Source organism: Microvirga sp. P4_G7, from assembly GCF_056401005.1.
Window position 1 is genome coordinate 1 of record NZ_JBFUKD010000114.1, and the last position, 7,956, is coordinate 7,956.

8 protein-coding genes and 1 tRNA gene are annotated in these 7,956 nt (G+C 66.4%); 5 read left to right on the plus strand and 4 right to left on the minus strand.

Going from position 1 to position 7,956, the window contains the following annotated elements; genetic code table 11:
• Nucleotides 1-205 precede the first annotated feature (205 nt).
• From AC1DT3_RS07600 to tsaD, 3 genes are read right to left on the minus strand one after another with little or no spacing between them, the layout of a single operon-like run.
• On the minus strand, nucleotides 206-619 hold the full coding sequence (locus tag AC1DT3_RS07600; protein WP_477464648.1) for an EVE domain-containing protein: 414 nt from the start codon (nucleotides 617-619) through the stop codon (nucleotides 206-208).
• Nucleotides 620-631: 12 nt separating this feature from the next.
• Nucleotides 632-1,627, minus strand: a complete 996-nt coding sequence (locus tag AC1DT3_RS07605; protein WP_477464649.1) for an NAD(P)H-dependent glycerol-3-phosphate dehydrogenase — start codon at nucleotides 1,625-1,627, stop codon at nucleotides 632-634.
• The gene (gene tsaD / locus AC1DT3_RS07610; protein ID WP_477464650.1) at nucleotides 1,624-2,679 is read right to left on the minus strand and encodes a tRNA (adenosine(37)-N6)-threonylcarbamoyltransferase complex transferase subunit TsaD; all 1,056 of its coding nucleotides are present in this window, start codon (nucleotides 2,677-2,679) and stop codon (nucleotides 1,624-1,626) included. The genes AC1DT3_RS07605 and tsaD overlap by 4 nt, the downstream gene beginning before the upstream one ends.
• Before the next feature lie 132 nt (nucleotides 2,680-2,811).
• On the opposite strand from tsaD, the gene hemC reads away from it, so the two are divergent.
• The 5 genes from hemC to AC1DT3_RS07635 all read left to right on the plus strand — a co-directional run bounded on the left by hemC (nucleotide 2,812) and on the right by AC1DT3_RS07635 (nucleotide 7,569).
• Nucleotides 2,812-3,738, plus strand: coding sequence for a hydroxymethylbilane synthase (gene hemC, locus AC1DT3_RS07615; protein ID WP_477464651.1), 927 nt, complete (start codon nucleotides 2,812-2,814; stop codon nucleotides 3,736-3,738).
• Nucleotides 3,738-4,460 (plus strand): uroporphyrinogen-III synthase, encoded by a 723-nt coding sequence (locus AC1DT3_RS07620; protein ID WP_477464652.1) that lies wholly within the window; start codon nucleotides 3,738-3,740, stop codon nucleotides 4,458-4,460. The genes hemC and AC1DT3_RS07620 overlap by 1 nt, the downstream gene beginning before the upstream one ends.
• A 44-nt stretch (nucleotides 4,461-4,504) precedes the next feature.
• Nucleotides 4,505-5,773, plus strand: coding sequence for a COG4223 family protein (locus AC1DT3_RS07625; RefSeq protein ID WP_477464653.1), 1,269 nt, complete (start codon nucleotides 4,505-4,507; stop codon nucleotides 5,771-5,773).
• A gap of 20 nt (nucleotides 5,774-5,793) precedes the next feature.
• Nucleotides 5,794-7,410 carry a heme biosynthesis HemY N-terminal domain-containing protein gene (locus AC1DT3_RS07630; RefSeq protein WP_477464654.1) on the plus strand — a complete coding sequence of 539 codons (1,617 nt, stop codon included), beginning with the start codon at nucleotides 5,794-5,796 and terminating at the stop codon, nucleotides 7,408-7,410.
• An 83-nt stretch (nucleotides 7,411-7,493) separates the two neighbouring features.
• Nucleotides 7,494-7,569, plus strand: a tRNA-Thr gene (locus tag AC1DT3_RS07635).
• A 50-nt stretch (nucleotides 7,570-7,619) separates the two neighbouring features.
• On the opposite strand, the gene AC1DT3_RS07640 is transcribed toward AC1DT3_RS07635, so the two are convergent.
• On the minus strand, nucleotides 7,620-7,956 hold a 337-nt coding region (locus tag AC1DT3_RS07640), incomplete at its 5' end, for a pyridoxal-phosphate dependent enzyme (protein WP_477464655.1).

Here is a 7,956-nt window from a genome sequence, read left to right on the forward strand (position 1 = left end):
TGATGGACGCTTCGTACTTGGCCTTGTAGCCAGCCTCGTCGAGATAGGCGCGGGCTTTCCACTCGGGCTTCACATCGTAGATCTTGTCTTCCATGGCGCGTCTCCCAGACACTTAAACCTAGTTGAACCTAGCATTACGGAAAGAGCGAGGCCGAGGGCAACCCGAACCGGGATCGGACTTTGGTCGCGGCCGAGCGGTACGTTCCTAGACGCCGCCCATCTTGCAGATCAGCGCCCATTCCGCGTCCGTCACCGGTTGGACCGAGAGGCGGGAATTGTTGACGAGAATCATGTCCTTGAGCTTCGGCTCGAGTTTGATTTCGTCCAGCGTCACGGGACGCTTCAACGGTTTCACCGCCTTGATGTCCACCATGCCGAACTTGCCCGAGGCGTCGGTGTGGTCGGGGTAGTATTCCTTGATCACCTCGACGATGCCGACGATCGCCTTGCCTTCGTTGGAATGGTAGAAAAAGCCCTTGTCCCCCTTCTTCATGGCCATCAGGTTCAGTTTGGCGCTGTGATTGCGCACGCCGCTCCAGAAGGTGCCTTTGGCGCCTTCGGCGACCTGCATGTCCCACGACCACACGGACGGTTCGGATTTGTAGAGCCAGTGAGCCAATGTCTTGGTCCCTCAATGTTCGGATCTGATCGGTCGGCTCATCAAAGCCTCGATTGCTTGATCCAGGTTCCAGGCGCCGGCGAGGACGCGCTCGACGGCTTCCGCGATCGGGACCTCGACCTGTTTCGCACGAGCCAGCGCGACGAGAGCGCTCGCGGTCGCCGCTCCCTCCACGAGTTTACCGCCAGCGGCCACCTCGGGCGATGCCCCTTCGCCGAGCCTGAAACCGAAGGCGAAGTTGCGCGATTGAGCGGTGGAACAGGTCAGCACGAGGTCGCCGAGACCCGACAGCCCCATCAGAGTTTCAGCCTCGCCGCCATAGGCGCGCGCGAAGCGAAGAAGCTCGGCGAAGCCGCGGGCGATGAGGGCCGCTTTGGCGCTCTCACCCAGCTTGCGACCGGCAACGGCGCCGCAGGCGATCGCGAGCACGTTCTTCGTCGCCCCACCGATCTCGACGCCACGAACATCGGTGCGGTGGTAGACGCGAAAGKTTGGGCCCGAGAGGGTGCTCGCCATGATTTCTGCAACGTCCTCCCGAGCGCAGGCCAAGGTCACGGCGGTGGGAAGGCCCCGTGCGACATCGTCTGCAAAACTCGGACCCGACAAGACCGCGACCGGCGCGCCCGGTCGAATCGCGATGGCAATATCGCTCAGGAACGCGTTCGACCCGCGCTCGATGCCTTTGGCGCAAAGCACCAGAGGTGTTTCCCGCGGAAGAATTTCTGCCAGGGCGCTCGTCATCGCGCGGGTCGTCTGCGCCGGGGTGACCAGAAGGACCGCCTGCGTATCGGCGACCTCGGTGAGATCGCTCGTCGGACGGACGCCGTTGTGAAGTACGACGCCCGGCAGGAATTTTTCGTTGCGGCGCGTCGCGGCCATCGCTCGAGCCTGGTCCCGGTCGCGCATCCACAGAACGACGTCGTTTCCTGCGGACGCGGTGACATTCGCCAGAGCTGTGCCCCAGGCCCCCGCGCCGACGATGCCGATACGACGGGCGGTCGGCGTCACGCCTTGGCTCCCACCTCGTCACGGCTGGTATCGAGCGGCCAGCGAGCGCGGGCCGGGGTCGAAATATCGTCGATGAGCCCGAGGCGGAGCCGTTCCAGGCCCGCCCAGGCGATCATGGCGCCGTTGTCGCCACACAGGTTCAGCGGCGGCGCGATCATGCGAAGGCCGGTTTCGACGGCGAGGCGTTGCAGTGTGGCGCGAAGGGTCTGGTTCGCCGCGACCCCACCCGCCACGACGAGCGCGGTGGGATGGCCTGCGACCTCCTTGAAGGCTCTGAGCGCCGTGCGGGTCCGGTCCACCACCACGTCGGCGACCGCGGCCTGGAAACTGGCGCACAGGTCCGCGACATCGCTCTGAGTCAGCGGCGCGATGCGCTCCGCTTCGAGCCGCACGGCGGTTTTCAAGCCCGACAGGGAGAAATTGGGCTCGGCGCGCCCCTGCATGGGGCGCGGCAGGTTGAAGCGCTCGGGGTTGCCCTTGAGCGCTTCCTTTTCCACGTGCGGCCCACCCGGATAGGGCAGCCCGAGAAATTTGGCGACCTTGTCGAAGGCTTCGCCGATGGCATCGTCGATGGTCGTTCCGATCCGTACGTAATCACCGACGCCCCTGACAGCGACGAGCTGGGTGTGACCACCGGAGGCGAGCAGCAGGAGATAGGGAAACGGGATGCCGTCCGTGAGGCGGGCGGTGAGCGCATGCGCTTCCAGGTGATTGACGGCCATCAGAGGCTTGCGGGTGACGAGGGCGAGCGCCTTCGCCGTCGTCAGGCCGACCAGGACGCCGCCGATCAGGCCGGGTCCGGCGGCGACGGCGATGCCGTCGATATCCGTGATCGTCGTTCCGGCGTTCTTCAAGGCCCGCGCCACGAGACGGTCGATGACCTCCACATGGGCGCGCGCCGCGATCTCCGGCACCACGCCGCCATACGCCGCATGCTGGGCAATCTGGCTCAGGACTTCATTCGAGAGAATTTCCGCGCGTCCGTCGAAGCCCACGCCGACGACGGCGGCGGCGGTTTCGTCGCAGGTGGTTTCGATACCGAGAATGCGCATTCGACGTCCCAGGTGCGAGGTCTTCAGACATGAAAACTTCGGGCTTCACGGCCCGTGCATCCTCCCCCTATAGTCCGCCGCGCCGCACAAGATCAAACCGGATCGTTTCGTGCGAGGAGAATCGACGCGAAAATGACTGACTTATCGACCCTGGTGATCGGCACGCGGGGCAGCCCGCTCGCGCTGGCTCAGGCGCGCGAAACGCAAGACCGCATCGCCGTGGCGCATGGCTGGAGCGCCGCGCAATTGCCGCTGACCGTCCTGAAGACGACGGGCGACATGATCCAGGATCGCGCCCTTTCCGAGGCCGGCGGCAAGGGATTGTTCACCAAGGAACTGGATAGCGCGCTGCTCGCCGGCGAAATCGACATCGCCGTGCATTCCTCGAAGGATCTGCCGACGCGGTTGCCGGACGGCCTGATCATCGCCGGGTACCTGCCCCGGGAAGATGTGCGCGACGCCTTCATCAGCCATCGGGCGAAAACGTTGCGCGAACTGCCGCAGGGCGCCTTGATCGGCACCGCCTCCCTGCGCCGGCAGGCGCAGGTCCTACGCCTGCGTCCCGATCTGAGGGTAACTTTGCTGCGCGGCAATGTCGAAACGCGGTTGCGCAAATTGGAAGCCGGCGAGGTGGATGCCACGCTCCTCGCCATGGCGGGTCTGCGTCGCCTCGGCATGGCCGATCACGTCACCGCCGTACTCGACACCGACGACTTTCTTCCTGCGGTCGGACAAGGAGCGATCGCCATCACCATGCGGGAAGGCGATACGCGCATCGGCGCCGCGCTCGCGCCGATCCTCGATGCTGCGACCGGGGCTACGTTGACCATGGAGCGGGCGTTTCTCACCGTTCTCGACGGCTCCTGCCGCACGCCGATCGCCGGCCATGCCAAGCATGTCGGACAGGACCTGGTGTTCCATGGGCTCGTCCTGAAGCCCGACGGATCCGACAGCATCACGGTCGAGCGCACGGGCTCTCCGGCGGATGCGGAGCGTCTCGGACGGGATGCCGGTCTCGATCTCAAGGCGCGCATGCCTGCCGGGTTCCTTTCGGTCTGATGAGGGTCCTCCTGACACGGGCCCAAGCCGCGGCGGAGCGGACCGCCCGGCGCCTCGGCGCTCTCGGCCACGCACCCCTCATCGCACCGACCGTCGAGATCGTCGCGACTGGCGCGCCCATGCCGAAGGGTTCCTACGAGGGGATCGTCGTCACCAGCGCCCATGCGGCCGAGGCACTCGGGGCCATCGCCGACAAGGACCACCTCATCTTCGCCGTCGGCGGTCGGACAGCCGAGGCGGTGACGGCGGCGGGTTTCGCCTCCGTGCTGGTTGCGAGCGGCGACGCGGTATCGTTGAGCGCACTGATCCGTCGCGACCTTGTTCCGGGAACGGCTCTCCTTCACGTCACCGGCCGGCACCACAAGGCCGAGCCCGATGCCTCTTTGCGGGCAGCAGGCTATTGCGTGGATGTCTGGGAGGCCTACGACGCGCGCGCCGTCGCCTCGCTCCCGGCGGTGGCATCGGAGGCCCTGCGGGGTGGTCGGATCGATATTGCGCTCCATTATTCCCGAAGGAGCCTCGACATCCTGCTTCGCCTCGTGGACGAGGCGGGGCTCATGCCCGCGTTTCGGAGTCTCCGGCATGTCTGCCTGTCCGCCGATGTCGCTGCTCCGCTTGGGGATTTCGGGCTCGAGCCCGCCGCGATCGCCGCCCGTCCGGACGAGGATTCGCTCTTGTCGTTGGTCCAGGCTTTCGAAAAACCGTCCCATCGGCCATCTTGAGGTCGATTCACGCATCGAAGCTCGCTTCGTTTCAAGGATGTCCTGTGACTGATTCGACCGACCCCAACACGTCCGATCCCCGCCGCAAGAAAACGGCACGCGAGCCGGCGACGATCGATTTGAAGGCGACTGTGGTCGGCGAGGGTTCGGGCCAGGGCAAGGATTGGGATCGGAACAAGGGTTCCACGCAAGCGTCCGGCGAGGCGTCCGGCACGGTCTCCGGTGAAGACACGTTCGGCCCTGAGAAAACCGCCTTCGGCGGCGCGGGGACACCGCCCGACCAAGGCTCAACGGACCAAAGCTCGGCCAAGGCGCGAGATCGTTTCGGCCTCCTTGTCGGCGCTGGAGTCGTCGGCGGTCTCGTGGGTGCGGGCATCGTTCTCGGTGTTCAAACCTTGGCGCCGGTGGAGAATCCTCGGCTCGTCCAGGTCGAGAACCGCATGGAGGCGATCGAAAAGCGCACGCAGGTCGGCGTCATCGACGACCGGTTGCTGCAKCTCGAACAGGCCGTGGGCAATCTTCGCCAAAGCGTCAGCAATATCCGCCAGGAGACGCGCCGGGCCGAACGGCAAGCCCGATCGGCTCTCGATCGGCCGATCCCCGTGCCGCCGCCGCAGGACAATGCGCCTGTGGCAGAGCTCGAAAATCGACTCGCGGCTCTCGAGGCTCAGCTGCAGACCTACAATCGCGACTCAGCCGAAGCGGTGGCGGCCGTCCGGCAGCGGGCGGACGAGCAGGCAAACAAGGTTGCGGCCCTTTCCGGCCAAATCTCGAGCAATGTCGCCGATCAGGCGCAGGCTCAGGCGAGTGTTCGAATCGCACTCGCTGACCGGCTCATCGCCGCGCTGCGCCAGGGCGCTCCCTACGCGGAGACGCTCGACGCCCTGCGCAAAGTCGAAAACGACGAGGCGCGTCTGGCGCCGTTGACGGCCTTCGCCAAGAGTGGCGCACCCACGGCCGCCAGCCTTGCCGCGAGCTTCAAACCGCTCGCGGCGCAAATCGTGCGCGAGAACCGGACCGCGACGGGCGGCTGGAGCGATTGGGCGCAACGCCTGTTCGACCGCGTGGTGACCATCCGCCCGGTCGACGCGCCCAACGCGACGAATGCGGGCAGTCTGGTTGCGCGTATCGAGGATGCGCTGGCGCGGGGCGACGTGCGCGCCGCATACGCCGCCTGGGAAACATTGCCGGAGCCGTCTCGTCGTCTCTCGCAGGATTGGGGACGCCTTGCCAAGCAGCGCGCCGATGCCGACCGCGCCGCCGATGCGCTTGCATCCGACGCTCTCACCGCCATCGACCGTCCGGCACAATAACAAGAAGGATCCGCTCCCCCATGTGGCGTGCTCTCGTTTTCATCGGTCTTCTCTGCGTGGCGGCTTTCGGCGCGGTCTGGCTCGCCGACCGGCCCGGCACCGTGCTCGTGACCTTCGCCGGATACGAGATGCGCACGTCGGTCGCCGTCGCTGCCGTTGCGATGATCGGCATCGCCATCCTGCTTGCCCTGCTGTGGGCCGCTGTCAGCGGCCTCGTGAATCTGCCGTCGCGCATCGGCTTCGCCTCAAGGGCACGGCGGCGGGCACGCGGCTATCAGGCGGTGTCTCGCGGCATGGTCGCCGTCGGAGCCGGTGATCCCGTTTCGGCGCGCCGTTACGCCAACGAGGCCGAGCGGCTCCTCGGACCCGAGGCGCTGACGCTGCTGTTACGGGCGCAGGCGGCGCAGATTTCCGGCAACAGGGCTGCCGCCGAAGCCGCTTTCACCCAGATGATGGACGAAAGCGAGACCCGTGTGCTCGGGTTGCGCGGCCTCTTCGTCGAAGCCCGTCGCCGGGGCGATGGCGGTTCCGCGCGCGAATACGCCATCGAGGCCTCACGTCTCGCGCCCGCGGCCGCCTGGGCGAGCGACGCGGTGCTGGAAGCGCAATGCGCCGAGCGGGATTGGCGCGGTGCGCTTTCCGCGATGGAGCGTCGCGCTTCGCTTGGTCTGCTCGATAAGCCGACCGCCCGTCGCAATCGGGCCGTCCTCTTGACCGCCGACGCCCTCGACAGGGCCGACAGCGACCCTGCGGGCGCCTTGGTCAGCGCACAGGATGCCGTCAAGCTCGCGCCGGATCTCGTTCCGGCCGCGGCTCTCGCCGGGAAGCTCCTGTCGCACAAAAACGATCTGCGCCGGGCGGCGAAAGTGGTCGAGACCGCGTGGCGCGCGACGCCGCATCCCGATCTCGCCGAGGTCTATCTCAACCTGCGTCCGGGCGATTCGGGACTCGACCGCCTGAAGCGTGCCGAAACCCTGCTCAAACTCTCGAACGGCGCTGCCGAAGGCCGGCTCGCCGTTGCTCGTTCGGCACTCGAAGCGCGCGAGTTCGGCCGCGCCCGCGCGGTGCTCGCGCCGCTGATCTCGGAACGCCCGACAATGCGGGTCTGCCTCCTCATGTCGGATCTCGAACAAGCCGAGTTCGGCGCGATGGGGAAGGGCCGGGAATGGCTCGCCCGCGCAAGCCGTGCGCCGCGGGATCCCGCGTGGATCGCCGACGGCGTCGTGTCCGATACCTGGGCCCCGATCTCGCCGGTGACCGGACGCCTCGACGCCTTCGTCTGGCAATCGCCCCCCGACGTGCTCGTAGCGCCGGAACTCGCCTTGACCGACGATGTCATGGGAGATCTCGACGAGACGCCGAAGATGCTGCCGATCACGCGTGAAGAGGCGCTGACCGCCGAATCCATTGCCCCGGCCGAGCAAGGTCTCGCGGCAAGTGTCCCGGCCGAATCCCATACGGTGCCGACTTCGTCGGTCAATGGGCCTGCCAAGCCCGGATCGGATACCAAGCCTGCATCCGTTCCGAAACCCGCGCCTGCGCCAAAAAGCGAAGCCGTGGTGTTCCCGCAGACCCAGCCCGATGACCCGGGACCGGTGGAACCTCCCATGCCGCCCGTGCGCACTTTCTTGTTCTGACGGGCACATAAGGCGCGCCGACACCTTGCCAACAGGCAGGGCAGAAGCTATGAGGTCGCCTTCTCCGGTCAATCGATCGTGACGCCGCAATAGCTCAGCTGGTAGAGCACCTCATTCGTAATGAGGGGGTCGGGGGTTCGAATCCCTCTTGCGGCACCATTTCCCTCCATCGCTGAATCGAACGCTTGTCGATGAACTGGACGGCCGCGTCACGCGAGCCGCTGCCCGTACGCTCTGAGATATTTCATTCCGGTGTCGGACATGATGGTGACCACGGTTGCTTCCGGACCGAGATCTTCGGCCAACCGCAAGGCGGCGATCACGTTCGCGCCCGTGGATGTGCCGGCGAAAAGGCCCTCTTCCCGCGCCAGTCGAAAGGCCATCGCTGCGGCTTCATCGGTCGAGACCTGCTCGATCCGATCGGCGGTATCTCCGCGCCACAAGGGCACGACGAAGCCCGCGCCGATGCCGTCGATCTTGTGCGCGCCCGGTGATCCACCCGAGAGAACCGGCGATTCGGAGGGCTCCACGGCGACGATCTGGATC

Coding starts and splice junctions, on each gene's coding strand:
- tsaD (WP_477464650.1), bottom strand. CDS start 2,679: ATGCGCATTCTCGGTATCGAAACCACCTGCGACGAAACCGCCGCCGCC.
- hemC (WP_477464651.1), top strand. CDS start 2,812: ATGACTGACTTATCGACCCTGGTGATCGGCACGCGGGGCAGCCCGCTC.
- AC1DT3_RS07620 (WP_477464652.1), top strand. CDS start 3,738: ATGAGGGTCCTCCTGACACGGGCCCAAGCCGCGGCGGAGCGGACCGCC.
- AC1DT3_RS07630 (WP_477464654.1), top strand. CDS start 5,794: ATGTGGCGTGCTCTCGTTTTCATCGGTCTTCTCTGCGTGGCGGCTTTC.